Below are 23769 nucleotides of genomic sequence, written 5' to 3' on the forward strand. Positions count from 1 at the left end.
CCAGGCTCAGAGTTCGCCTGACTCCACCACTGCCTTGCGCGGCCGGCGACTGCGCGGTGCGGCCGTTTTGCGCGCGGCTTTTTTGGCTGCGCGAGGTGCTGTACCCGCTTCCGGTTGTTGCGCTGCTGCGGCTTCTGCGGGCGCTTCGGTCGGCTGCCGCTCGTCGAGACCGAGCGATTGCTGGGCAACCGGCGCTTCCGGTTCGCCAGACTCATTTCGCGCGGCCGCGTCGCGCTCGCCGTGCGATTTGCCGCTCTTGCCGCCACGGCGGCTGCCCGAGCGCTTCGCGGCTTTCTTCGCCGCCGCGCCATGCTCGTGCGGCTCACGCTGTTCGTGCTGATCCGCCGCGTCGCTCGTCACCGCGTCCGCAACCGGCTGCGCGGATTCGTCGGCGATCTGCTGGATCGCTTCGTCGTTCGCCGCTTCGAGCGAATGCTGCACTTCGGCGTCGTCGCTCGGCAGTGATGCGTCGTCCACCGCGAGCGCAGCCTGGCCGGTCTGCTCCCCGTGGCGGCCATTGCCGCCCTTGCGCTTCTTGTTGCGGCCTTTGCGATCGCCACCGTCGCGTGACGTACCCTGAGCGCCCTGCGTTTGCGACGCGCTCTCCATTGCGGCCGCAGCACCCGCGGCCTGGCCCGCCTCGCCGCTCACCGCAGCCACCGTCGCCGGCGCCACATCCGCGGCCTTCACGGGCCGCGTCCACGAACTCGACCGGTACACGAACGCGCCCGACTTGTCGTCGCGGCCCACTTCGAGGAAACCGCGCGCCTGCGCTTCTTCGAGCAGATTGCCGAACGCGCGGAAGCCGTAGCCCGCTTCGTTGAAGCCCGGCTTGCGGCGCTTGATCGCGCTCTTCAGCACCGACGCCCAGATCTTGCCGCTTTCGCCGCGCTCGGACGCGAGCGCCTCGAACGTCTCCACCGCGATCGCGATCGCCTTGGACTTCCGCTCTTCCATCTCCTGCTTGCGGCGGCGGTCGTCTTCGGGCGAACGTTTCGAGCTCGCGTCGGCTTCGCGCTTCGGCGCGCCGCGCTGCTCGGTCACGAGGTCGTCATAGAAGATGAATTCGTCGCAATTCGCGACCAGCAGGTCGGACGTGGACTGCTTGACGCCGACGCCGATCACTTTCTTCGCGTTCTCGCGCAGCTTCGACACGAGCGGCGAAAAATCCGAATCGCCGCTGATGATCACGAAGGTGTCGACGTGCGATTTCGTATAGCAAAGGTCGAGCGCATCGACGACGAGCCGGATGTCCGCCGAATTCTTGCCGGACTGCCGCACGTGCGGAATCTCGATCAGCTCGAAGCTCGCTTCGTGCATCGCCGCCTTGAAGGCCTTGTAGCGATCCCAGTCGCAATAGGCCTTCTTCACGACGATGCTGCCTTTGAGCAGCAGGCGTTCGAGCACGGGCTTGATGTCGAAGCGTTCGAGCTTCACGTCGCGCACACCAAGCGCCACGTTCTCGAAGTCGCAAAAGAGCGCCATGCTGACGCTATCCTGAGGTGAGGCCATGAGTTCTCCCAATGCCACGCGTGGGCGGTGGCCAATTGCGCACATCATAGCCGGTCGGCACGCAAATGCGGTGCCACCTCAAAAGCAAACGGCCGCGCAGCGTGAACTGCGCGGCCGTTTGCCGGGCGTACGTATGCAGGCGATGCGGGTTTTACAGGCCCCGCATCGCAGCATGAACGCTTACTGCTTGATCCCTTCGGACTGGATATGCAGCTTCGTGATCATGCTGAAGCCATACGACTTGCCGAAGTCCATACCGAAGTCGGCGCGGTTGAATTCCGCGCTCGCTTCCACGCCGCAGTCTTCGCGCTTGAGCATCGGGTGCATGATGCACTTGAACGATTCGATCTTCAGGTTCACCGGCTTCGTCACGCCATGCATCGTCAGCGTGCCGATCACTTCAACGGGCTTGTCGCCGTCGAACTTGATGTCGGTGCCTTTGTACGTGACCGTCGGATACTTCGCGACGTCGAAGAACGCGTCGGTCTTCAGGTGCTCGTCGAGCTTCGGGTTGCCCGTGTCCACCGAAGCCGGGTCGACCGTCACGTCGACGGTGCCGGTCTTCGCCGCGCGATCCAGCGTCACCGTGCCGCTCGACTTCGTGAACTTGCCGCGCCAGATCGACACGCCGCCGAGGTGGTCGGCTTCGAAGCTCGGATAGGTGTGCGACGGATCGAGCTGATACACGTCAGCGGCCATCGCGCTCATCGACATGCCGGCAGCCAGTGCGCCCGCCACGATCAACAGATTCTTCTTCACGCCATTCTCCAGGTTTGCGCGCGGCTCGCCGCGCCTGCTAAAGCCCTTGAGCGCGCCATATTGAAGGCTCGCCCGAAAGCCGGTTGATGTTGATGCTTAAGTCCGCCAATCGTCAGTGCTTCACGTCGACGATATGAAACTTGATGACGACGTCGTCCGCCACGACCGACGTGTCTTTCCACTCGCCGGTGCCGACGTTGAACTGCGTGCGCTTGATCGGCAGCGAACCGTCGAACACTTCCGTGTTGCCCTGCTGCGCGATCGTCACGGGTACCGTGACCGTCTGCGACACGCCCTTGATGGTCAGCTTGCCGGTGACCTTGTACTGGTTGCCGCCCGCCGGCGCGATCGCGCTCGACACGAACGTGGCCTTCGGATACGTCGCGCTGTCGAACCAGTCCTTGCCGCGCACCTGCTGGTTGTACGACTCGTCGCCGAGGTCGTAGCTCGACGTATCGATGCTCAGGTTCGCGCTGCCGGCCGTCGGCTTCGCGGGGTCGAACGTGAGCTGCGCGGCGAACTTCCTGAAGTTGCCGTCGACGGGCACGTTCATCTGCTTCGACGTGGCGACGATCGTGCTCTTCGCGGTGTCGACCTGCGCGAACGCGGGCGCCGCGGCAGCGAGCGATGCGGCCACGAGGCCAGCAAGCATCCAGTGATTTGAAGGCATTTTCATGATGTCAGTGGGTTGGGCATCGGCGCGCCGTCATGGCAGCCGACGCCGAAGGCATTGAACACGTTCTCAGCGGGCGGAAAGCTGCGCCTGCAGTGCGTCACTTGAGAAACGGGATCATACGTCCGAGTATTCCATCGCGCTCGATGAAGTGATGCTTGAGCGCGGCCAGCACGTGCAGCGCGAAGCACGCGAGCAGCGTGTAGTTGAGCCAGATATGCGTAGTGCGTAGCGCGGCCTTCAACACCTTGTCCGGGCCGATGATGGTTGGCAGCGGCACGATGCCGAGATAGACCACCTGGATACCTGCCGACGAACTGTAGAAGTAGCCGGAGATCGGGATCGCCAGCATCAGCAGATACAGGAGGCCGTGCACCGCGTGCGCGGCGGCGTTCTGGAACGCGGTGGTCGTGTCGGGCAGCGGCGGCGCGCGATGCGTGAGGCGCCATAGCAGACGGATCACCGCCAGCGCGAACACGGTCACGCCGATCCACTTGTGCCACGAAAAGTACTTGAGCTTGGTCGGCGTGAAGCCGGGGATGTCCGTCATGATCCAGCCGAGATAGAACCCGCAGATCATCAGGAGCGCGATCAGCCAGTGCAGGCTGATCGCGACGCCGCTATAGCGCTGGCGCGCCGTTTCGAATCGGGTGCTGGTGGTCGCCATAAATATCCGGTCGAAGAATCAAGGCACGCGTGCAACGTTCGCGACAGATGCACGCGTGGATACTGGATGCGGATAGTAGGCAAGCGCGAGGCGATTGAATAGACGGCAAAAGGGAACAGATTGTTTCGTGGGCGTTGGTAATGAGGGATGGAGGGATGTTCACTGGCCCACTAAATGCTTGATGACGCGCCTGCCTTCCCCACAGGAGCCGCGCAATGTCGACCGATCTTGCCACCCGGTTTTCCCACGTGAAGCCGCACGACACGCCTTTCGAGGGCGGTGGGCTGCGCGACTTCTTCATGTATCGCGACCTCGGCATCGCGAACGCGACCGGCGGCAAGGTCGTCGCGCAGCTCGTGAAGGCGCATCGCGCACCAGAGGAAGGCACCGGCTGGCACCGCCATGAGGCCGACTTCCACATCGTGATCATGCTGAAGGGCTGGGCGCGCTTCATGTACGGCGACCAGGAAACGCTCGTCGAAGCCGGCGACTGCGTGCATCAGGCGCCCGGCATCGTGCACTTCCTGTTCGACTACTCGGACGACATGGAGTATCTCGAAGTGGTCGGTCCGGCGGACTTCAAATCGATCGACGTCGAAGGACCGTGCGCGACGCCCGCGCCCACTCCCTGGCCAGTCGCCGCGACGTCATAGCGCACTCGCCTTCGCCACCGCCGCGTGCGCGAGCGCTTCCGCCTGCAGCAGCGCGTGCAGCGTGACGCGGTCGCTGTGCGCGTCGTCGGCGAGCGCCGGCGCGCGGTGCGCGCGCGGCTCGTTGTCCTGGATCATCGCCCGCACGCGCGGATAGATCTGCGCTTCCCACTTGCGCCCGTTGAACACGCCGTAGTGCCCGACGCCCGTCTGCACGTGGTGCGTCTTCATGTACGGGCGCAAGCGCGAACACAGGTCCTGCGCGGCCACGGTCTGGCCGACCGCGCAGATGTCGTCCTTCTCGCCTTCGATCGTCAGCAGCGCCGTGCGCCGGATCGCCGCCGGCTCCACGAGCTGATCGCGTACGCGCAGCTCGCCGCGCGGCAGCGCATACTGCTGGAACACAGTGCTGACGGTCTCCAGATAGAACTCGGCGGTCAGATCGGTGGTTGCGAAGTACTCCTTGTAGAACGCGCGCACCGCATCGGCCTTGGAAGGGTCGCCCTTCGCGCGCTCGCGATGCATGTCAACGAACGACGTCAGGTGACGCTCCAGGTTCATCGACATGAACGCGCCGAGCTGCACGAAGCCGGGATACACGCGCCGCTGCGCGCCCGCGAAACCGAACGGCACGGTGCTGATCAGGTTCTTCTCGAACCACTCGATCGGCTTGCTGTTCGCCAGCTGGTTGACCGCGGTCGGATTGACGCGGCAGTCGATCGGTCCGGCCATCAGCGTCATGCTCGCGGGCTGCGCGGGATCGTCGGCGGCGGCCATCAGCGACACCGCCGCGAGCGACGCGACGGTCGGCTGGCAGACGGCGACGAGATGCGCGTCCGGACCGATGCGGCGGATGAACGCGATCACGTGCTCCACGTATTCGTCGAAACCGAAGCGGCCAGCCGCGAGCGGCACGTCGCGCGGGTTGTGCCAGTCGGTGATGTAGACGTCGTGATCGGCGAGCATCGTGCGCACGGTGCCGCGCAGCAGCGTCGCGAAGTGACCGGACATCGGCGCGACGATCAGCACGCGCGGCTGCTCGATCGCGACGGCCTTGCGAAAACGCAGCAGCGAGCCGAACGGCGTGCGCTTGACGACCTGCTCGGTGACCGCGACCGGTTCGCCGTCCACCTCGACGCTCTCGATGCCGAACGGCGGACGATGGTGCGTGAGGCCCGTCATCTCGATCAGTTCGCAGGTTGCGTCGAGCGCCCGGTGGTACGGGTTCGCCGCGAACGGCGCGAAGGCGGCGAGCGCCATGCGGGTGGTCGTAGCGGCGGACCGCATGGGCCGCATCAGGTCGGACATCGCCTGATAGGTCGAATAAGCGAGGACATTCATGGGCGCGCACCGGAGCGTGTTCGCGCTACAAAAGGCAATGTGTATGCCAGTCGGCCGTCGATTGGCATAGTGCTTGCAGCTTTGCGGACGTAGTCGGGAGGGCCTGCGCGACGGCTGTGGTGGGCTTGCGACGGAATGTGCGCGGCTGGGCTATGGCAACGGCCGCGAGCTTCGCCGTGCAATGGTGCATCACGCTGCGCGCAAGACCGCCGCAACATGGTGCAGCGAGTGCCGCGCGCGGTGCGCGGGAGCACCGAAGCGGCCCGCAACGTCAACTCGATCTCGTCACACCCACGGCGAACACGGAGACTGTCATGACGCAGGCGAAGACAAGGTCGACGAGATCAACCCGCTCGCCGGTCGCGAACACCGACAGCCTCACCGCGCTCGCGTCCGCGCCCACAACGCCCACCACGCTCACGATCAGCAGCCACAACTACTCATCGTGGTCGATGCGCGGCTGGCTGCTCGTCAAGCTCGCGGGTCTCGAGTTCGAAACGGTCGCGGTGCCGGTCGACGACCCGGCGGCACGCGCCGAGCTGTTGCTGCTGTCGCCGTCGATCCTCGTACCGTGCCTGCTGCATGACGGCATCAAGGTCTGGGATACGCTCGCGATCGCCGAGTATCTGAACGAAATCCGCCCCGACGCGAAGCTGCTGCCCGCGGACCGCAAGGCGCGCGCGCACTGCCGTGCCATCTGCGGCGAGATGCATTCGGGCTTCAGCGCGCTGCGTTCCGCGCTGCCGATGAATCTGCGCGCGCACTTCGACCACTTTCGCATCTGGTCGCGCGCACAGGACGACATCGAACGGATCGTGGCGATCTGGCGCGAATGCTTCGACGCGTACGGCGGCCCGTGGCTGTTCGGCGACATCAGCGCGGCCGACGCGATGTACGCACCCGTCGTCACCCGCTTTCTGACCTACGACGTGAAGCTCGACCGCGACATCGCCGAGTACTGCACGCGCGTGCTGAAACAGCCGTTCGTCGCCGAATGGATCGCGATGGCGCAGGCGGAAACCGAAGACATCGACGAGCTCGACGTCGAATTCTGACGGCGTGGCGCGCACGCCGCGCTTTTACATGCGGTCATCGAACCGCACTACAATGCTCCGTCCACCGTCAGGGCGCCTGTCCGATTTCACCATGTCGAGCCGTATTTCCCGCGCCGCGTTCGCGTCGCCGCTGTCCCTTCTGTCGCTTCTGTCTGCCGTCGCCGTGCTCGGCGCGTGTTCCAGCACACCGAAACCGCAGTTCCAGGACGAATTCTTCAGCAACGGCACGAGCCCGTACATGCGCTCGTTCGATGTGGCCAACACCGAGGCCTGCGAAGGCGCGCGCCGCGCGCTGCTGAGCCAGGGCTACATGACGACGCTCACGCGCAACGACACCGTCGACGCGACGAAAAACTTCCAGCCCGCCAGCGACCAGCACTACACGGTCGAATTCCACGTCGTCTGCACGGCAGGCGAAGATGCGACCAATACCAGCGTGATGTACGTGAACGCGGTGCAGAACGGCTACGCGCTGAAGAAGAGCGATACGTCGGCGAGCGTCGGGCTGAGCATTCTCGGGTCGGTCTCGCTGCCGATCCGCTCGAACAGCGATGCGATGGTCAAGATTTCGAGCGAGACGATCCAGAAGAGCACCTTCTACGACAGCTTCTTCGGTCTGGTGTCGCACTATCTGCGCAATGCGGTGCGCAGCTCGGCGATTCCGGGCGACGCCGTCACCGCGCAACCGCTGCCCGCACCGCTCGTGTCCGCCACGCCCGCGCCGAACGTGCTGACGCCCGCCCTGCTGCCGCCCACCGTACCGGGCGCCGCAGCGGCACCCAGCACGCCGGCCGTGACGATCGTGCCGCTGAGTCCGGCGAAACCGCTCGTGCCCGACACGCCCGCCGCATCCAGCACGGCCGCCGCCGCGGCGATCATGGGCAGCGACGCGCTGGATCCGGCGGACCCCGCGCCGACGCCGCCAACCCCGCTCGCGCCGATTGTCTCCGACCCGCAGCCCACGCCCGCGCTCGACCCGCTCAACCCGTCGTCCAGCAGCAACCCTTGAGCGCCCTTTTGCCCTTGCGATCCCTCACCGCCCCGTAAGCCGAGTTAGCCGCGCACGCCGCACCCTACCGGGCCGCGGCGCGCGCGTTTGCGCCGCAGTCGTTACACTTGGAGCCGCATTCGAGCGACGAGGAGACGACCTGATGGCATCCCGCAAGACAGCGCAGATTCGTGTCGGCATCGGCGGCTGGACCTTCGAGCCGTGGCGCGGCGTGTTCTACCCCGACGACCTCACACAGAAGCGCGAGCTCGAATACGCGAGCCGCAAGCTCACCACGATCGAGATCAACGGCACCTTCTACGGCTCGCAGAAGCCCGAGACCTTCATGAAGTGGCGCGACGAGACGCCGGAAGGCTTCGTGTTCTCGCTGAAGGCGCCGCGCTTCGCGACGAACCGGCGCGTGCTGGCCGAGGCAGGCGAATCGGTCGAACGTTTCTTCAAGAGCGGCGTAATGGAACTGGGCGACAAGCTCGGCCCGATCAACTGGCAGTTCGCGGGCACCAAACAGTTCGATCCTGACGATTTCGGCGCGTTTCTCGACCTGCTGCCGAAGAAAATCGAAGGCACGACGATCCGTCACGCGGTCGAGGTGCGTCACGAGAGTTTCCGCGACGAAGCGTTCATCGCGCTCGTGCGCAAGCATGGCGTCGCGGTCGTGATGGCGGGCGATTCGAAGTATCCGCAGATCGCGGACGTCACCGCACCGTTCGTCTACGCTCGGATCATGGGCACCGAGGAAAAGCACAAGGACGGCTACGCGAAGCAATCGCTCGACCTGTGGGCCGAGCGGGCCCGCGCATGGGCGGCTGGCGGTCAACCGGACGGGCTCGAAACGAGCGGCGCGAAGCCCGCGAAGGAAACGAAGCGCGACGTGTTCCTGTACGTGATCAGCGGCTTCAAGACGCACAATCCCGCGGCGGCGATGGCGCTGATCGGGCGGGTCGCGGATTAGGCGCGGATTAGGAACTGTCAGCTTCAGCTGGCTTGCGCCGCGTTCGCCAGAAGTTCGTCGAGCACGGCGAGGTCGACCGGTTTGACGAGGTGCGCGTCGAAGCCGGCTTCGTGGGTGCGCCGCCGGTCCTCCGCGAGGCCGAAGCCGGTCAGCGCGACGAACTTCGCGCGGTGCAGCGTCGACATCGCCTTGAGCGTGCGCAGCAGCGCATAGCCGTCCACATCCGGCATCGCGAGATCGATCAGCACCATGTCCGGCTCGAAGCTGCGCGCTTCGCCCACCGCGTCGCGCGCGTGATACGCGACGTTCACCTGATGCCCCTTCATCTGCAGCAGCAGCGCGAGGCTGTCGGCGGCATCGCGGTTGTCGTCGACGATCAGCACGCGCACCGCCGTGTGATTCGCATCGCCCGGCGCGCCCGGCGCGCTGTCCGACGCGCTGGTCTGCGTGCCGCGCGCGATCGGCAGACGCACGCGGAACGTGCTGCCCGTGTCGGGGCCGTCGCTCGTCGCGGTGATCGCGCCGCCGTGCAGCTCGACGAGCGAGCGCGACAACGTCAACCCGATGCCGAGCCCGCTATCGGCGGGGTTACGGTTGCGCGACTCCTGCACGAACAGATTGAAGACCGAGTCGAGCTGATCCGCGGCGATGCCGCAGCCGCGATCGGCGATCTCGATCAGCGCGGTGCGCCCTTCGACGACGGCGCGCACGTCGATCGCGCTGCCCGCCGGTGAAAACTTCGACGCGTTGTTGAGCAGGTTCTGCACGACCTGCACGAGCCGGGCTTCATCGCCATGCAGCTGGATCGGCTCGTCGGGCAGCGCGACGTCGATGCGCTGCGAGCGCGCGTCGGTCAGCGGCAGCACGCCTTCAATGCTGCGTTCCACGATCTCGCGCACGGTCACCGCCGCCGCGCGCAGGTCGATCTTGCCGGCAGTGATGCGACCCACGTCCAGCAGGTCGTCGACGAGGCGCGTGAGCTGCGACACCTGGCGCGCGGCCATGTCGCTGCATTGCGCGACGACCGCATCGGACGACGCAACGGTCTGCAGGATGCTGACCGCGTTGCGCAGCGGCGCGAGCGGATTGCGCAGTTCGTGCGCGAGCGTCGCGAGGAACTCGCTCATCCGGCGCTCGGACTGCTCCAGTTCCTCGAGCCGCTTGCGCTCCGTCATGTCGCGCGTCACCTTCGCGAAGCCGCGCAGTTCGTGACGCGAGTCGTAGACCGCGGTGATCGTCACGCTCGCCCAGAACATCGAGCCGTCCTTGCGCACGCGCCAGCCTTCGTCCAGCGCCCGGCCTTCGCGTTTCGCGATCGCCAGCTCGCGCTCGGGCTTGCCGGCGCGCCGGTCGTCGGCGGGATAGAAGGCGGAGAAATGCCGCCCGATGATCTCGTCGGCCTGATACCCCTTGATCTGCGTCGCGCCTTCGTTCCAGGTGACGACGTTGCCGTCCGTATCGAGCATGAAGATCGCGTAGTCGCGCACGCGCTCGACCAGCAGCTTGAAGCGCTCCTCGCTCTGCCGCAGCGCTTCGTCCTGCATCCGCTTGTCGGACAGATCGCGCGTGATCTTCGCGAACCCGCTCAAGCGGCCGCCTGGATCGTGCAGCGCCGTGATCACGACGTTGGCCCAGAACATCGTGCCGTCCTTGCGCACGCGCCAGCCCTCGTCCTCGAAGCGGCCGACCTTGGCGGCCTGTTCGAGCTCGTAGTCGGGCCATTTGCGTTCGATCGCGTCGGGCGTATAGAAGCAGGAGAAGTGCCGGCCGAGAATGTCGGCGGCGGTGTAACCCTTCAGGCGCTCGGCACCTGGATTCCAGCTGGCGACGCAGCCGGACGTGTCCAGCATGAAGATCGCGTAGTCCGCGATGGCGTCGACGAAGGTACGAAAGCTGATATCCGCCAGATGGGTATTGCCGCCGGCAGGATGCGAGTGCGCGACAGACGAATGCGCCGACGTCTTCTCACCCCTGTTGGTCATGGCCGAAAGCTGAGGAATGTCAAAAAAGGCAGTGTACACCGCGAGGTATGACGCATAAATACGAGTCACGGGTACGGAATCGTCGGGTTTTCGTCGCCCTCCTTACAGGATGACGGGTGTCGATGCGAAGAACGCGGTGAAGAATGCTGTTATTTGCGCAGCGCGCCGTCCCGCGCATGCCGCAGCGCTTCGAGCAGCACCGCGTGATCGCCGATGTGGTTCGCGAGCAGCAGGATCAACTGCGCGTTGGCCGACTGGCTTTGCGCGTCGTCGAGATCGCGATGCAGGTCGATCAGCGCTTCGTAGAAGTCGTCGGGCTTCGCGAGATTCGGTGCGGTGTTCAACGTGCTCATGCGGTCACCTGCGGGTTGAGTTTGACGGCCGTTGCGCTGTCCGCGCTCCCGCCGCCCGGAGACATCGACGACCCGGCAGCCACGCACAGCGCGCGGTCAAGCGCCTGCCGAACGGCATTGACGTCGGCTGTCCGCCAGCGCGCGCACACATGCTGATCGGGGCGAATCAGATAGAGCGTGCCGTCCCGCGCGCCGTAGCGCTGCGCCGCGAGCCCTTGCGTGTCGACCAGCACGCTCATGTCGGCCATCTCGCCCGCCGCCTGCACCGAAGCCGCATGATCGGGCGCGACGACGACTACCAGCCGAATCGGCACGCCGCCGCATTGAACGCCACGCAGCGCGGCAAGCGTCGCCGGGTCGACACCGGCGGCGCCAGCGAACAGCAGCGCGGTGAAGCGCTGCCCGAGATGCGGCAGCAGCCAGCCGTCGCGCGCCGCTACCGTGACCGGCGCGTCGCAGCACGCCGCGCCCGGCACCATCGCGCCTTCGAACGTGTCGGTATCGGCGTCGGGCGTATTGAGCGGCGAATCGCGCAACACCGCGGGCACCGACAGCCGCCCGCTGTTCGCCAGTTGCCGCGCAAACGCGTGCTCTCGCGAAAGCGTCAGCACCGCATCGCGAAACACGCGGCTTACAGGGCTTTTCGGCGTGATGAAATCCGTGGAGCGGGTCGAGTTGCGGATGTTTTCGTCGGCGGCGAATTCGCGTTCGCTCGCATACGAGTCGAGCAGCGCGTCGCCAGCGGCGCCCGTGAGCACGGCCGCGAGTTTCCACGCGGCGTTCTCCGCATCCTGCACGCCGCTGTTCGCGCCGCGCGCGCCGAATGGCGATACGCCATGCGCCGAATCTCCGGCGAACAGCACGTTGCCGTGCCGGAACCGCTCCATCCGCTGACACGAGAACGTGTAGACGCTGACCCATTGCAGTTCGAACTTCGCATCGGGACCGAGCAGCGCCTGCACGCGCGGCATCACCCGCTCCGGCGTTTTCTCGAGCGCCGGATCCGCGTCCCAGCCGAGCTGGAAGTCGATACGCCACACGTTGTCCGGCTGCCGATGCAGCAGCACCGACTGGTTCGGATGAAACGGCGGGTCGAACCAGAACCAGCGTTCGGTCGGAAACGGCGCTTCCATCTTCACGTCGGCGATCAGGAAGCGGTCCTTGAAGATGCGCCCTTTGCTTTCGAGGCCCATCAGATTGCGGATCGGACTGCGCGAGCCGTCGGCCGCCACGACGTAGCGGCCGCACAGCGAATACTGGCCGTCCGGAGTATCGACCGCGAGCGTGACGAACGCTTCAGGCGTACCGGGTTCGCCTTGCTGCGCGAGACCGACCACCTGGTTCTTCCAGCGGATCTCGAGATTCGGCAACTCGCGCGCGCGGTCGAGCAGATACCCTTCTACGTAGTACTGCTGGAGATTGATGAACGCGGGCCGCGCGTGGCCGCTTTCGGGTTGAAGGTTGAACGCGTACACCAGCTCGTCGCGCAGGAACACCTTGCCGACGTTCCAGCTCACGCCCTTGTCGATCATCCGCTGCCCGCAGCCGAGCCGGTCGAAGATGTCCAGCGTGCGCTTCGAAAAGCAGATCGCGCGCGAACCCGTGGACAGCGTGCAATCGTCATCGAGCAGCACGACCGGCACGCCCTGCTGCGCGAGATCGATCGCCGTCGAAAGACCAACCGGGCCCGCGCCGACGACGATCGCCGGATGCACGATCGCGTCGCCGCCCTGCTGCTCGCGGCAAGGCAGATAGTCGAACGAGAGCGCCTGATAGTCGATGCCCGCAGGGGCCGCCATGCTCGTGTTCATACCGCTGTGTCTCCATCAATTCTTCTGTTGCGCGGGGCGTGGCGCCCCGTCGTAACCGCGCGTGACCGCAGCCGCGCGTCAGTCCTGCAGCGCCGCCCACATGTCCTTGTCGCGCTGCGCGGTCCAGATGCGCGGATGCGCGATGCCGCTCGCTTCATCGTAGGCGCGCGATACGTCGAACGGCAGGCAGTGCTCGTAGATGAACACGTGGCCGAATTTCGGGTCCATCGCTTCGCGGGTGAGCGCCATCGAAGCCTTCAGGTCGAGCTTCTGTTCGACCGCCTTGCGCGCCTGGCCAAGCAGCGTCGTGACGAAATCTTTCGTGTAGTCGAGGCCCTGGTTCACCTCGGCGGGCGACGTCAGCGCCGGGCCGCGGCCGGGCACGAGTTTGTCCGCGTTCAGCGCGCGCAGCGCTTCGAGCGTGGCGGGCCACTGTTCGAGCTGCGCGTCGCCGCAATAGCAGGCGGCGTCGTATTCGACGAGGTCGCCCGAGAACAGCACCTTCTGCGACGGCAGCCACACCACCGTATCGCCCTTCGTGTGCCCCGCGCCCAGATGCGCGATCTTCACTTCGAGCTTGCCGAGGAAGAGCGTGATTTCCTGCTCGAACACGAGCGTCGGCCACGTGAGACCGGGCACCGTCTCGACGCCGGCGAAGAGACGCGGAAAGCGTTCGATCTCCGACTTCATGTCGGCCTCGCCGCGCTCGACGATCATCTCCCAGGTGCCGCGACTCGCGATGATCTGCTGCGCGCCTTCGTTGAAGTACGCGGACGCGCCGAGCACGCGCACCGCGTGGTAGTGCGACAGCACGACGTACTTGATCGGCTTGTCGGTGACGCTGCGGATCTTCGCGATCAGGTCTTGCGCCATCGCGGGCGTGGCCGTGGTGTCGACGATCAGCACGCCGTCGTCGCCGATGATGACGCCCGAGTTCGGATCGCCCTCGGTGGTGTACGCGTATGCGTTTTCCGACAGCTGGGTCCACGTGACCTGCTTCACTTCGAGATCGGCCTGGGATGCGAACGCCTTTGCCATGTGTGTCTCCTCCGGTGATGAAAACGCGGGGCGAGACGCGACACGCGCGCGCCGCGCAATGGCGCGCGGCGACGGCTGGGGATCTGTCTCGCCCCGCTTCGATTCTCTGTCGACGCCTGGTGGCGGGGTGAATACATAGTAGGCAATGCGCCGCTTATTTGTCAATGACTAATCTAATTGTTATAAATTAATTTCCGGGTGCGGACGTAGCAAGCGATGCATCGCGCGGGGACGGATCGCGTATCGAAGCGGAGCAGGGTTCGTTTACCATGAGCTTTTTTTGACAGAGAGCGGCGTGACACGATCCGCACCACCGACCGCGAAGACGCGCGGCGCCCACAGCCAGACGACTCCGGACCACGCCGACAGCGCGCCGCCCGCGCGCCAGCAGCGCGGCATCCAGAGCGTCGAAGTGGGCGGCCGGCTTCTGCAGGCGCTCGCGAGCGCGCGCACGCCGCTCGCGCTGAGCGATCTCGCGCAGGCCGCGCAGATCGCGCCGGGCCAGGCGCATCCGTACCTCGTGAGTCTGTCGCGGCTCGGTCTGATCAAGCGCGATGAACTATCCGGCCGCTACGAGCCGGGCCCGCTCGCGCTACGCCTCGGGCTGCTGCACGTCGAGCTGCGGCCGGCATTTCGTGCCGCGGTGCCGCGCGTGGCCAGGCTCGCGGAACAGGTCGGGTTCAGCATCGCGATCTCGCTCGCGGGGCCGCAAGGTCCCACCATCGTCCGCTACGAACGCGCCGGCTCGCCGCTGCACGTGAACCTGCACGTCGGCACGGTGATGTCGCTGCCGGCCACCACCACCGGCCGCATTTTCTGTGCGTACCTGCCAGACGCGCAGCGCGACGCGATGTGGGCGCGTCAGTCGCCCGATCGCGTCGAACTCGCGCCAGCCGGCAGCACGCCGGCCGCGTTCGCGAAGACGCTGGCGGCAATCCGCGAACGGGGCCTGGAACGCAGCATCGATTCGCCGAGCCCAGGCGTCAGCAGCATCGCCGCGCCGGTGCTGAACGCGGCGGGCGAACTACAGCTCGCGCTGACCGCCGTCGGCCCGACCGGCGCGATCGACGTCGCGTGGGACGGCGCCGTCGCCCGCGCGCTGTCCGCCACGGCTTCGGCCATCAGCGCCGAACTCGCCGAAGCGGGCGCGCTCGGCCTTCCCTCGATAACCACCCTCTGACGTGACCGACCAGCCCGACGATTCTTTCCCCGACGCTGCCGGCACTGGCGCCGGCACCGGCTCCACGAAACCGCAGCGCGGCATCCAGTCGCTCGACAGCACGGGCGAGCTGCTGGCCGCGCTCGTCGCGGTCGGCCGGCCGCTGTCGCTGCGCGATCTCGCCGCGTTTGCCGGCATGCCCGCCGCGAAGGCGTTTCCGCACCTCGTCAGTCTGCAGAAGATCGGGCTCATCGAACGGGACCGGTCGGGCTGGTTCGCCGCCGGCCCGCTCGCGTTCGAGCTGGGGATGATCGGCCTGCAACGGCTGTCGCCGGCGCGCGAGGCGGAGGCGGAGATCGTCGAACTGGCCGCGTCGAGCGGCATGAGCGTCGCGATGGCAGTGCTCGGTCCGCTCGGCCCGACCGTCGTGCGGCTCGAGGAAGCGGCCCGGCCGGTGCACGTGAGCCTGCGCGTCGGCACGGTGATGTCGCTCGTCAACACCGCGATCGGCCGCGTGTTCGCCGCGTGGCTGCCGGAAGATGTCCGCGAGAGGCTGCTCGCGCAGGATCACCTGCGGCTCGCCGGCGTCGAGGCAGCGCAGGCGTTCGAGGCGGAGTCGGCACTTACGTCGCTGGCGTCGTCCGAGGCCGGCGCGTACGGGCAGCGGCTTGCGCAGATCCACGCGGACGGGCTCGACGCCGCGCTGGACAAGCCGATCCCGGGCATCAGCACGCTGGCCGCGCCGGTCTTCGATCACACTGGCAGCATCTGCCTCGCGATCGCGGTCATGGGCACGACCGGGAGCTTCGACAGCGAAGGCGAAGGCGCGGCCGCACACGCGCTGCTGGCGGCCACGCGGCGCCTGTCGAAGCGTTTCGGGTTCATTGCGGCGGGCGAAAGCAGCCGCCAGGCGTAGGGGCCATCGCGAGAACAGCCGGGCCGCTCAATGCGGCGCCACCATCGAGGCGGGCACAGCGTTGGCGTCGAACTGGCCGGCCGCGGCCTCGCTGACTGCGACGGCCGGCTCGAAACGCTGCGCCTGCATCGTCACCTTTTCCGCATAGGCTTTCGAGCCGCCATAGCTCTTCAGCGCCGCCTTCACATCGCCGCGTGCGGATTGCAGGTAGCCGTGCAGGATCGCCGAACCGGCATCGATGTTCGGCTCGGGCTCGGTCAGATCGAGATTGCGCACCAGCTGCTTGTGGGCCGACGGCACGACCTGCATGAGGCCCGTCGCGCCATGGCCGCCGCGCGCGTTCTCCTTGAAGCGCGATTCGATCGAGATGATCGCCAGCAGCAATGCCGGCGGCAGCGAGTATTTCGATGCGGACTGCATCACTGCCGTCGAGATCCGCTGCGCCTTTTCCCGCGCCACGCCGAACTTCTTCATCAACATGTCCGTCATGCGGCGCGCGTCGTTCGGCTGTGCGCCGCTTGCCGCCGCGTCCGCGGAGGCCGGCACCGGGATCGGGCCGGTGGCGATGGCGGCCGCCGTCGCGTCGGTTGAGACGAACACCGACGATGCCGCCGTGGGCGCGGTTGCAGACACAACCGGCTCCAGCACCGCGCTGCCCGCGACCGACGGCGCGGCGTCGGCTCCCGCAGCGGTCGCTGACAGCGCGACGCCAGGGCCGAATGCCAGCGGCACGAGCAACGGGAGAAGCCGGCGGAGCGCCGGGCGCGAAAGGCGGGAGGGCAACATGGGCGGCATTATAGACAACGACACTGACTAAGCGCGGTACCCAGGTAGTACGCGGGTTGCACATAGCACCGGGGAAAACCCGCGTCGAACGGGCATTTGAAACCCTTTGCCTGGAAGATTTCTCCGAAACGCCGCGATGCATTTGCCCTATGCCGATTGGCCGACTGGTCGCCACGCCCGAGGACGATTAAATTCGATCCGTCGTGTCGATTCAGGTCGGCGCCGCTCGTCGTGGGGATAGAGCCGCGCTGAACGATCGCAGCCGCTCGTCCCGAACCCGTTCCCGTCCAGTCATGGAGAAAGTCATGTCCACGCAAGCCAGCAACACGCGCCCCGAGACGCTGCCCGCCCTGATCCCGCACCTGATCTGCGACGGCGCCGCCGCGGCCATCGAGTTCTACAAGAAAGCCTTCGGCGCGACCGAAACGGTCCGCCTGCACGCGCCGAACGGCAGCGGCAAGCTGATGCACGCGTCGCTGCAGATCAACGGCGCAACCGTGATGCTCGTCGACGAAATGCCGGAGCACGGCTCGTTCGGCCCGAAATCGCTGAAGGGCACGCCGGTCGTCGTGCATCTGTACGTGAAGGACGTCGACGCCGCGTTCAAGCAGGCGGTCGACGCCGGCGCGAAAGCCGTGATGCCGCCCACCGACATGTTCTGGGGCGACCGCTACGGCCAGATCGAAGACCCGTTCGGCCACCGCTGGTCGATGGCTACGCATCTGCGCGACGTCGCGCCCGAAGACATGCAGAAGGCGATGGCCGAAATGAAGCCGGAGTGCGGCACGTCCGCATAACGGCCGTTCCACCGTTCACCTCACATTCGCGAGGCAACATCATGCGGAAGATTTCCCCGTTCCTGTGGTTCGACAATCGCGCCGAAGAGGCCGCCAATTTCTATACGTCGGTGTTCGCCAACTCGCGGATCACCGACATGACGCGCTACGGCGAAGGTTCGCCCGGCACGCCGGGCCGCGTGATGTCGGTCACCTTCGAACTGGAGGGCGAGGAATTCATGGCGCTCAACGGCGGCCCGATGTTCCAGTTCACCCCGGCCATCTCGCTGTTCGTGAAGTGCGAGTCGCAGCAGGAAGTTGACGAGCTGTGGTCGAAGCTCTGCGCCGACGGCGGCGAGGCGCAGCAATGCGGCTGGCTGAAGGATCGCTTCGGGCTGTCGTGGCAGATCGTGCCGATCAAGCTGCGCGACATGCTGCGGGACCCGGACCGCGCGAAGTCGAAACGCGTGATGGACGCGCTCTTGAAGATGGTGAAGCTCGACCTGCCGGCGCTGGAACGGGCGTATCGCGGGGAGTGAGCGGGAGGTTTGGCTTCTGTTGAAGCATGGCGGGCGCGGTGGCACCACACACCGCCCTGCCCGCCTCACCGGCATCCGGCGGCGATAGCGGCTATGCTTTTCGTTTAGCACCGCGACGCCCCGCCACCCCGCTTCAGGAGCCTTCCATGCAATACCGCAAGTTCGGCCGCACCGGCCTGACCGTCTCCCGCCTGTGTCTCGGCACGATGACCTTCGGCCTGCAGAGCGAAGAAAGCGCCGCCCACGCGATCCTCGACAAGGCCGCCGACGCCGGCGTCACGTTCATCGATACCGCGGATGTCTATCCGCTCGGCGGCAGCGAAGACATTGCCGGGCGCACCGAGGAAATCGTCGGCCGCTGGCTGAAGGGCCGCCGCGACCGCTTCATCGTCGCGACCAAGGCGTGCGGCAAGGTGGGCCCGTCGCAGTGGGATCAGGGCGCATCGCGCAAGCATCTGCTCGACGCGATCGACCATTCGCTGCGCCGCCTCGGCACCGACTACGTCGACCTGTACCAGCTCCATTCCGACGACCGCGAGACACCGCTCGACGAAACGCTCGAAGCGCTCGACGTGATTGTCCGCTCCGGCAAGGCGCGCTACGTCGGCGTGTCGAACTTCCTCGCGTACCGGCTGGCGCTCGCGCTCGGCCGCGCCGATACGTTGCGCCTCGCGCGCTTCATCTCGGTCCAGCCGCGCTACAACCTGCTGTTCCGCCAGATCGAGCGCGAGCTGCTGCCGCTCGCCGACGAACAGGGCCTCGCGGTGATGCCGTACAACCCGCTAGCGGGCGGACTGCTGACGGGCAAGCATCGGCACGACGCGAAGCCGTCGGAGGGTCGCTTCACGGAGACGGTGGGCAAGGCGGGCGCGATGTACGCGCAGCGCTACTGGCACGAGCGCGAGTTCGACACGATCGAAAAACTGCGCGGCATCGCGGGCGAAGCGGGGATGCCGCTCACGCAGCTGTCGCTCGCATGGGTGCTGGCGAACCCGACGATCACGTCGGCGATCATCGGCGCGAGCCGCGCGGATCAGCTCACAGATACGCTGGCCACAATCGACTTGAAGCTCGACGACGGGTTGAAGGCGAAGCTGGATGACGTGACCGTTGAATACCGCTGGGGGGATGCGCCGCGATAGGTCGCAAGAGACCGGCGTCTATGCCGGCGCGTGCGATCGGCGCAAACGGCGCGCACGTCACTCGACGCGAGCGCGCCGCGCCGTGACCGGCAGTCACTAACCGCCGCCGCCCTTGCTCCCCGGCCCGAACGTCCTGCGCGGCACGGTACGCAGCGGATCGAGCAACGACTTCAACCCGTTGTGATCGAGTTCGTGCATCAGCGCGATCAGGCGGCCGATCTCGCCGGGCGGAAAGCCTTCGCGGGCGAACCAGTTCAGATAGTGTCCCGGCAGGTCGGCGATCAGCCGGCCCTTGTACTTGCCATACGGCATCTCGCGCGTCACCAGCAATTGCAGCGCGGCGGTGTCGGTCAGCGGTTCCATCAGGTGTCGAAACCGGGGTTCAAGGCGGCGCGGAAAGGCAAACGCATTCAGCCGTTCGCCGGAATGCCGTTTTCGCGCAGCAGATCGCGCAGGTCGTTGATGACTGGAAACACCTCGTGGTTCCAGTCGGCGCCTTGAGCGTCGTGCGCACGTTGCTCGCTCTCCACGATCTCGCGATCTTCCTTGAAGATGCGCTCCGTGAACCACACGAGCAGCGGCCACGCGACGTCGAGCAGCACGCCGAACTTCGGCCGCTTGATCGACAGCAGGCCGAACGTGCGGTTGGTGCGCTGCCGGCGGTCCAGCGGCACGTAGACGATCCACAGGTTCATCACCATCGTGTCGTCCGCGGTGCGGATCTTGAGCGTCTGGTACGGATAGCCGGTGCGGATCGTCATCACGTCGCTGGCTTCCTTCTTCGGGCCGTCGCGCCGCTCGCCGAACACCAGCGCTTCGCCCACCGGCTGCTTGCCGCTTTCGCGCGTGAACGTGTAGTCCACTTCGACCCAGCCGTCGCCCTTGCGGCGGCCAAGCGAGCGCGCCTTCATCTGGCCCATCTGCTTGCGGTGCAGGAACTGATGGTTCATGTCCATCAGGTTCTCGTGCATGAACGAGTAGTGACACGCGACCTCGCGGCCGAAGCGGCGCGTGCGGAAAGCGGGGTCGTCGACGGAGCCGAGTTCGGGCAGCGGCGACTGCTCCACGAGCGACGCATCGCCCGGGAACACGAATATCAAGCCGTGATGTTCGCGGCACGGATACGAACGCACGCCATTCGGCAGACGTTCACGGCCCAGGTACGGCACGTCGATGCAGCGCCCCGAGCAGTCGTAGGTCCAGCCGTGATAGCAGCAGCGGATCGATTCGCCGTCCACCACGCCTTTATGCAGCGGCACCTGGCGGTGCGCGCAACGGTCTTCGAGCGCGAACACCGTATCCGATTCGGTCCGCACCAGCACGATCGGGTCGCCCGCGAACGTGACCGCATGCGTCTTGCCGCGCTTCACTTCGTGCGACCACGCGAGCGGATACCAGTGGTTCGGGTGAATATCGACCCGGCGCAGATCGTGCAACGGCACGGCGGTCACGTCTTTCAGCCTGTCGCTGGCGAGCGGCGGAACTGCGTGCATGGGTACGCATCCTCGAATGAATTGGCAGGGTTGGCGGGGTTGCCCGAAACCGCGGCACACGGCAACACGATGAGGCAGCCAGTGTAACCGCACCCGCGCACGAACGCTGCAAGCATCGAGAAAGAGGGAACCGTCACCGCGCGGCTCGGCGCGCGCTCAGCCTTAGTCCGATTCGTCCGCGTCGTCGTCATCGAGCGGCGACGGGAAGCTCGTGTCGCCCACTTCGTGCGACATCTCGCCGGACAGACGCGCCTTCGCGTGGCGCATCTTTTCGAGCGTCTGCGGGCCCAGCCGCAGCGCGACGCCAATGGCGAGCGCATCGAGCATGCACAGATGCGCGAGCCGCGACACGCCCGGCGTGTTCGGATCGACCGCGCCGGGCAGGCGCAGCAGCAGCGGAATATCGACGAGCCACGCAAGCCGCGAACCCGCGTTGGTCAGCGCGATCGTCGTCGCGCCCCGCTCCTTCGCGATCTGAATACTTTCGTTGACTTCCACGCTGCGCCCCGAATGCGAGATCGCAAACGCGACGTCGCCGGGTTCGAGGAGGCCTGCGTAGAGACGCTGCAGGTGCGCGTCGGTGAATGCGCACGCCGCGATGTCGAGCCGCAGGAAGCGCAGCGCCGCGTCCTGCGCGGCAATGCCCGAGCCCGAGCCGACGCCGAAGAAATACACGCGCCGCGCGCCGGACAGCGCCGCGATCGCGGTTTCGACCACGGCAGGGTCGATCGCCTCGCGCGCATGGCGGATGCCTTCGGCCGCGGCCTCGGCGACCTTGTCGAGCAGCGCGTTGATGTCGTCGTCGCGCGCAACCGCCGCCGACGCATACGGCAGCCCGCCCGCCACGCTCTGCGCGAGCTGCATCTTGAAGTCGCGCAGCCCCACCGCGCCGACCGTGCGGCAGAAGCGCGTCACCGACGGCTCGGACACCTCGGCGCGCTGCGCGAGTTCGGTGATGCTCGCCCGCATCGCGAAGTCGACGTCGGACAGCACCATCTCGGCGACCTTGCGCTCGGCGGGCCGCAGCGTCGCCAGTGCGCCGCGGATGTGGGGAATCAGGTTCGGCGCGGGCACCCTGGCGTTCCTCGTGGATGGAGTCCGTTCAAGTTCGGTGGCTCGGTGGCGGCTTGCGCGGCGTCATCCGAGCCGGCGGCCGCTCGCGGTATCGAACAGATGCAGATGCGTGGCCGGCAGCCGCAGCAGAACCCGCTGACCCGGCTCGTAGCTCGCGCGCTGACGGGTGGTCACGCACCAGGTGGCGTTGCCGATCTTCCCGTACAGATGCGTTTCCGCGCCGGTCGGCTCGATCACCTCGACACCGAACTCCACGTCGCCGCCCGCCGTCACCACGTCGATATGCTCGGGCCGCGCGCCGAGCGTGATCTGCGCACCGGCGCTCAAACCCTGCGTGACTTCCGGCGGCAATGCGATCTGCCCGCCGCCTTCCAGCGCGAGCGCGAAACCGCCGCTATCGCGCGCGGCGAGCTGGCCCGTCGCGAAGTTCATCGAAGGCGAACCGAGGAAGCTCGCGACGAACAGGTTCGCCGGGCGGTCGTACAGTTCGAGCGGCCGGCCGATCTGCTCGATACGCCCCGCGTTCATCACGACGATGCGATCGGCCATCGTCATCGCCTCGATCTGGTCGTGCGTCACGTAGACGACGGTGTTCTTCAGGCGCTGGTGCAGCGCCTTGATCTCGGTGCGCATCTGCACGCGCAGCTTCGCGTCGAGGTTCGAGAGCGGCTCGTCGAACAGGAACAGCGCCGGCTCGCGCACCACCGCGCGGCCCATCGCCACGCGCTGCCGCTGCCCGCCCGACAGCGCGCGCGGCAGCCGGTCGAGGTAGCCGCCCAGGTTCAGCATCTTCGCGGCGGCCTCGATGCGCGGCCCGAACGTCGACTGCGACTCCTTGCGCACGCGCGGCCCGAACGCGATGTTTTCGTACACCGACAGATGCGGATACAGCGCGTAGCTCTGGAACACCATCGAGATGTTGCGCTGCTGCGGCGGCAGCGCGTTGGCGCGCGCGCCCGCGATCATCAGGTCGCCGCCGCTGATTTCCTCGAGCCCGGCGATCATCCGCATCACGGTGCTCTTGCCGCAGCCCGACGGCCCGACGAGCACGACGAATTCGCCGTCCGCGATGTCGAGGTCGATGCCGTGCACGACCTGGGTGTCGCCGTAGCGCTTGAAAATGCCGTTCAGTTGCACTGCCGCCATACCTGCCTCTTGGTTCGGTGTGAGTCGGTTCTCTCGGTTCTGTTTTTGCCGTCCGGTCGTCTCGCCGTGGCGCGTTGTCAGATCGATATCAGATCGATTCGAGTGTCAGTTCCTCGGCCATCAGCCGGTTGCCCGCCATCAGCCCGCCGTCCACCGGCAGCGCGACGCCGGTGATCACGCGCGCCATCGGCGACGCGAGAAACTGCACCGCGTCGGCAATGTCTTCGGGCGTCGCGAAGTCGCCGAGCGGGTACCACTTCTTCAGCTTCTCGAACACCTGCGGGTCCTGCTCGACGCGCTTCTTCCACGCCGGCGTCTGCACGGTGCCCGGACACACGATGTTCGCGCGGATGCCGTAGCGTCCCAGTTCGATCGCGAGCGCCTTCGTATAGCTGATGAGGCCGGCCTTCGCCGCGCTGTAGGCCGGGTGGCCGAGCGACGCCATGCCGTTCACCGAGCCGATCAGCACGATCGCGCCGCGCTGCCGCTCGACCATCGACGCGCGCACCGCTTCCACCGTGTGGTACGTCGCGTTCAGGTTCAGGTGCACGTCGCGCTGCCAGGCGGCCGCGTCCGTTTTCGCGAGCGTGGGGCCGGTGGCCGAGCCCGCGTTCGCGACCAGCACGTCGACCGGACCGCGCTCGCTGACCGCGCGTGCCACCGCATCGCGCACCGCATCCGCCTCGCCGAGATCGACGGCGACAGGCGTGACCCGGTCGGCACCGAGTTCGGCGACGAGCGCCGCCAGCGCCGCGGCGTCGCGGTCGAGCGCGAGCAGCACGTCGCCTTCCGCGACGAAGCGTTTCGAAAGCGCCCGGCCGATCCCGCCGCAGGCGCCCGTCACCAGCACTACGCGATTCATGGTGGTCCTCGTGGTACGCGTCCGGCGCCGCTTTCCGGGCCGCCGCAACGCTGAAAGTTTCCTACAGAGCCCGT

Annotated in this window: 24 protein-coding genes; 9 read left to right on the forward strand and 15 right to left on the reverse strand. The window is 66.7% G+C overall.

All coding sequences use genetic code 11. The annotated features are described in order from the left end of the window. Positions 1–6 precede the first annotated feature (6 nt). The 4 genes from DVS29_RS00765 to DVS29_RS00780 all read right to left on the reverse strand — a co-directional run bounded on the left by DVS29_RS00765 (position 7) and on the right by DVS29_RS00780 (position 3611). Positions 7–1512: an NYN domain-containing protein gene (locus tag DVS29_RS00765; RefSeq protein WP_118178512.1), complete on the reverse strand. Its 1506-nt coding sequence runs from the start codon at positions 1510–1512 to the stop codon at positions 7–9. Positions 1513–1692: 180 nt separating this feature from the next. Beyond that, positions 1693–2259, reverse strand: a complete 567-nt coding sequence (locus DVS29_RS00770) for a YceI family protein (protein ID WP_420816060.1) — start codon at positions 2257–2259, stop codon at positions 1693–1695. Positions 2260–2383: 124 nt separating this feature from the next. Then, on the reverse strand, positions 2384–2947 hold the full coding sequence (locus DVS29_RS00775) for a YceI family protein (RefSeq protein WP_118178514.1): 564 nt from the start codon (positions 2945–2947) through the stop codon (positions 2384–2386). A 97-nt stretch (positions 2948–3044) separates the two neighbouring features. After that, positions 3045–3611: a cytochrome b gene (locus DVS29_RS00780; protein WP_118178515.1), complete on the reverse strand. Its 567-nt coding sequence runs from the start codon at positions 3609–3611 to the stop codon at positions 3045–3047. A gap of 215 nt (positions 3612–3826) precedes the next feature. On the opposite strand from DVS29_RS00780, the gene DVS29_RS00785 reads away from it, so the two are divergent. Continuing rightward, positions 3827–4264 carry a cupin domain-containing protein gene (locus DVS29_RS00785; protein ID WP_118178516.1) on the forward strand — a complete coding sequence of 146 codons (438 nt, stop codon included), beginning with the start codon at positions 3827–3829 and terminating at the stop codon, positions 4262–4264. On the opposite strand, the gene DVS29_RS00790 is transcribed toward DVS29_RS00785, so the two are convergent. Continuing rightward, entirely contained in the window at positions 4259–5602 is a 1344-nt protein-coding gene (locus DVS29_RS00790; RefSeq protein ID WP_118178517.1) for a polyhydroxyalkanoate depolymerase, read from the reverse strand. The two genes, DVS29_RS00785 and DVS29_RS00790, sit on opposite strands and share 6 nt — an antisense overlap. A 314-nt stretch (positions 5603–5916) precedes the next feature. Between DVS29_RS00790 and DVS29_RS00795 the strand changes: the two genes are divergently transcribed. The 3 genes from DVS29_RS00795 (at position 5917) to DVS29_RS00805 (ending at position 8618) form a co-directional block, all read left to right on the forward strand. After that, positions 5917–6657: a glutathione S-transferase family protein gene (locus DVS29_RS00795; protein WP_118178725.1), complete on the forward strand. Its 741-nt coding sequence runs from the start codon at positions 5917–5919 to the stop codon at positions 6655–6657. 91 nt (positions 6658–6748) lie between these two features. After that, the gene (locus tag DVS29_RS00800; RefSeq protein WP_118178726.1) at positions 6749–7666 is read left to right on the forward strand and encodes a DUF2242 domain-containing protein; all 918 of its coding nucleotides are present in this window, start codon (positions 6749–6751) and stop codon (positions 7664–7666) included. Between the two features lie 142 nt (positions 7667–7808). Further along, positions 7809–8618: a DUF72 domain-containing protein gene (locus DVS29_RS00805; protein ID WP_118178518.1), complete on the forward strand. Its 810-nt coding sequence runs from the start codon at positions 7809–7811 to the stop codon at positions 8616–8618. A gap of 23 nt (positions 8619–8641) precedes the next feature. Here DVS29_RS00805 and DVS29_RS00810 read toward each other — a convergent pair whose 3' ends face one another. The 4 genes from DVS29_RS00810 to DVS29_RS00825 form a co-directional block, all read right to left on the reverse strand. Next, a complete protein-coding gene (locus tag DVS29_RS00810; RefSeq protein ID WP_118178519.1) occupies positions 8642–10600 on the reverse strand; it encodes a PAS domain-containing hybrid sensor histidine kinase/response regulator in 1959 nt (652 codons plus the stop codon). A 149-nt stretch (positions 10601–10749) separates the two neighbouring features. Beyond that, positions 10750–10953 carry a DUF2783 domain-containing protein gene (locus tag DVS29_RS00815; RefSeq protein WP_118178520.1) on the reverse strand — a complete coding sequence of 68 codons (204 nt, stop codon included), beginning with the start codon at positions 10951–10953 and terminating at the stop codon, positions 10750–10752. Then, on the reverse strand, positions 10950–12764 hold the full coding sequence (locus tag DVS29_RS00820) for an FAD-dependent oxidoreductase (protein WP_240655410.1): 1815 nt from the start codon (positions 12762–12764) through the stop codon (positions 10950–10952). Before DVS29_RS00820 ends, DVS29_RS00815 begins: the two co-directional genes overlap by 4 nt. A 78-nt stretch (positions 12765–12842) precedes the next feature. After that, complete coding sequence (locus DVS29_RS00825) at positions 12843–13802, reverse strand: MBL fold metallo-hydrolase (protein WP_118178521.1); 960 nt, start codon at positions 13800–13802, stop codon at positions 12843–12845. A gap of 295 nt (positions 13803–14097) precedes the next feature. Here DVS29_RS00825 and DVS29_RS00830 point away from each other — a divergent pair, with 295 nt between their 5' ends. Then, positions 14098–14982 carry an IclR family transcriptional regulator gene (locus DVS29_RS00830; protein ID WP_118178728.1) on the forward strand — a complete coding sequence of 295 codons (885 nt, stop codon included), beginning with the start codon at positions 14098–14100 and terminating at the stop codon, positions 14980–14982. An 82-nt stretch (positions 14983–15064) separates the two neighbouring features. Then, positions 15065–15877 (forward strand): IclR family transcriptional regulator, encoded by an 813-nt coding sequence (locus tag DVS29_RS00835; protein WP_240655419.1) that lies wholly within the window; start codon positions 15065–15067, stop codon positions 15875–15877. A gap of 27 nt (positions 15878–15904) precedes the next feature. Here the strand turns inward: DVS29_RS00835 and DVS29_RS00840 are convergent, their stop codons facing one another. Further along, a complete protein-coding gene (locus tag DVS29_RS00840) occupies positions 15905–16663 on the reverse strand; it encodes a transglycosylase SLT domain-containing protein (protein ID WP_118178523.1) in 759 nt (252 codons plus the stop codon). A 305-nt stretch (positions 16664–16968) separates the two neighbouring features. Between DVS29_RS00840 and DVS29_RS00845 the strand changes: the two genes are divergently transcribed. The 3 genes from DVS29_RS00845 to DVS29_RS00855 all read left to right on the forward strand — a co-directional run bounded on the left by DVS29_RS00845 (position 16969) and on the right by DVS29_RS00855 (position 19120). Next, positions 16969–17460, forward strand: coding sequence for a VOC family protein (locus tag DVS29_RS00845; protein WP_118178524.1), 492 nt, complete (start codon positions 16969–16971; stop codon positions 17458–17460). A 41-nt stretch (positions 17461–17501) separates the two neighbouring features. Continuing rightward, positions 17502–17978, forward strand: coding sequence for a VOC family protein (locus tag DVS29_RS00850; protein ID WP_118178525.1), 477 nt, complete (start codon positions 17502–17504; stop codon positions 17976–17978). Positions 17979–18124: 146 nt separating this feature from the next. After that, positions 18125–19120 (forward strand): aldo/keto reductase, encoded by a 996-nt coding sequence (locus DVS29_RS00855; RefSeq protein WP_118178526.1) that lies wholly within the window; start codon positions 18125–18127, stop codon positions 19118–19120. A 96-nt stretch (positions 19121–19216) separates the two neighbouring features. Here the strand turns inward: DVS29_RS00855 and DVS29_RS00860 are convergent, their stop codons facing one another. From DVS29_RS00860 to DVS29_RS00880, 5 genes are all read right to left on the reverse strand, one after another. Then, a complete protein-coding gene (locus DVS29_RS00860) occupies positions 19217–19483 on the reverse strand; it encodes a DUF3820 family protein (protein ID WP_118178527.1) in 267 nt (88 codons plus the stop codon). 47 nt (positions 19484–19530) lie between these two features. Next, positions 19531–20613, reverse strand: a complete 1083-nt coding sequence (locus DVS29_RS00865; protein ID WP_118178528.1) for an aromatic ring-hydroxylating oxygenase subunit alpha — start codon at positions 20611–20613, stop codon at positions 19531–19533. Positions 20614–20775: 162 nt separating this feature from the next. Continuing rightward, on the reverse strand, positions 20776–21687 hold the full coding sequence (locus tag DVS29_RS00870; protein WP_118178529.1) for a MurR/RpiR family transcriptional regulator: 912 nt from the start codon (positions 21685–21687) through the stop codon (positions 20776–20778). A gap of 63 nt (positions 21688–21750) precedes the next feature. Further along, the gene (locus DVS29_RS00875) at positions 21751–22833 is read right to left on the reverse strand and encodes an ABC transporter ATP-binding protein (RefSeq protein WP_118178530.1); all 1083 of its coding nucleotides are present in this window, start codon (positions 22831–22833) and stop codon (positions 21751–21753) included. Between the two features lie 88 nt (positions 22834–22921). Then, positions 22922–23695, reverse strand: coding sequence for an SDR family oxidoreductase (locus tag DVS29_RS00880; protein ID WP_118178531.1), 774 nt, complete (start codon positions 23693–23695; stop codon positions 22922–22924). Positions 23696–23769: the final 74 nt, after the last annotated feature.

This window comes from Paraburkholderia phosphatilytica (assembly GCF_003443895.1).
Classification (GTDB): domain Bacteria; phylum Pseudomonadota; class Gammaproteobacteria; order Burkholderiales; family Burkholderiaceae; genus Paraburkholderia; species Paraburkholderia phosphatilytica.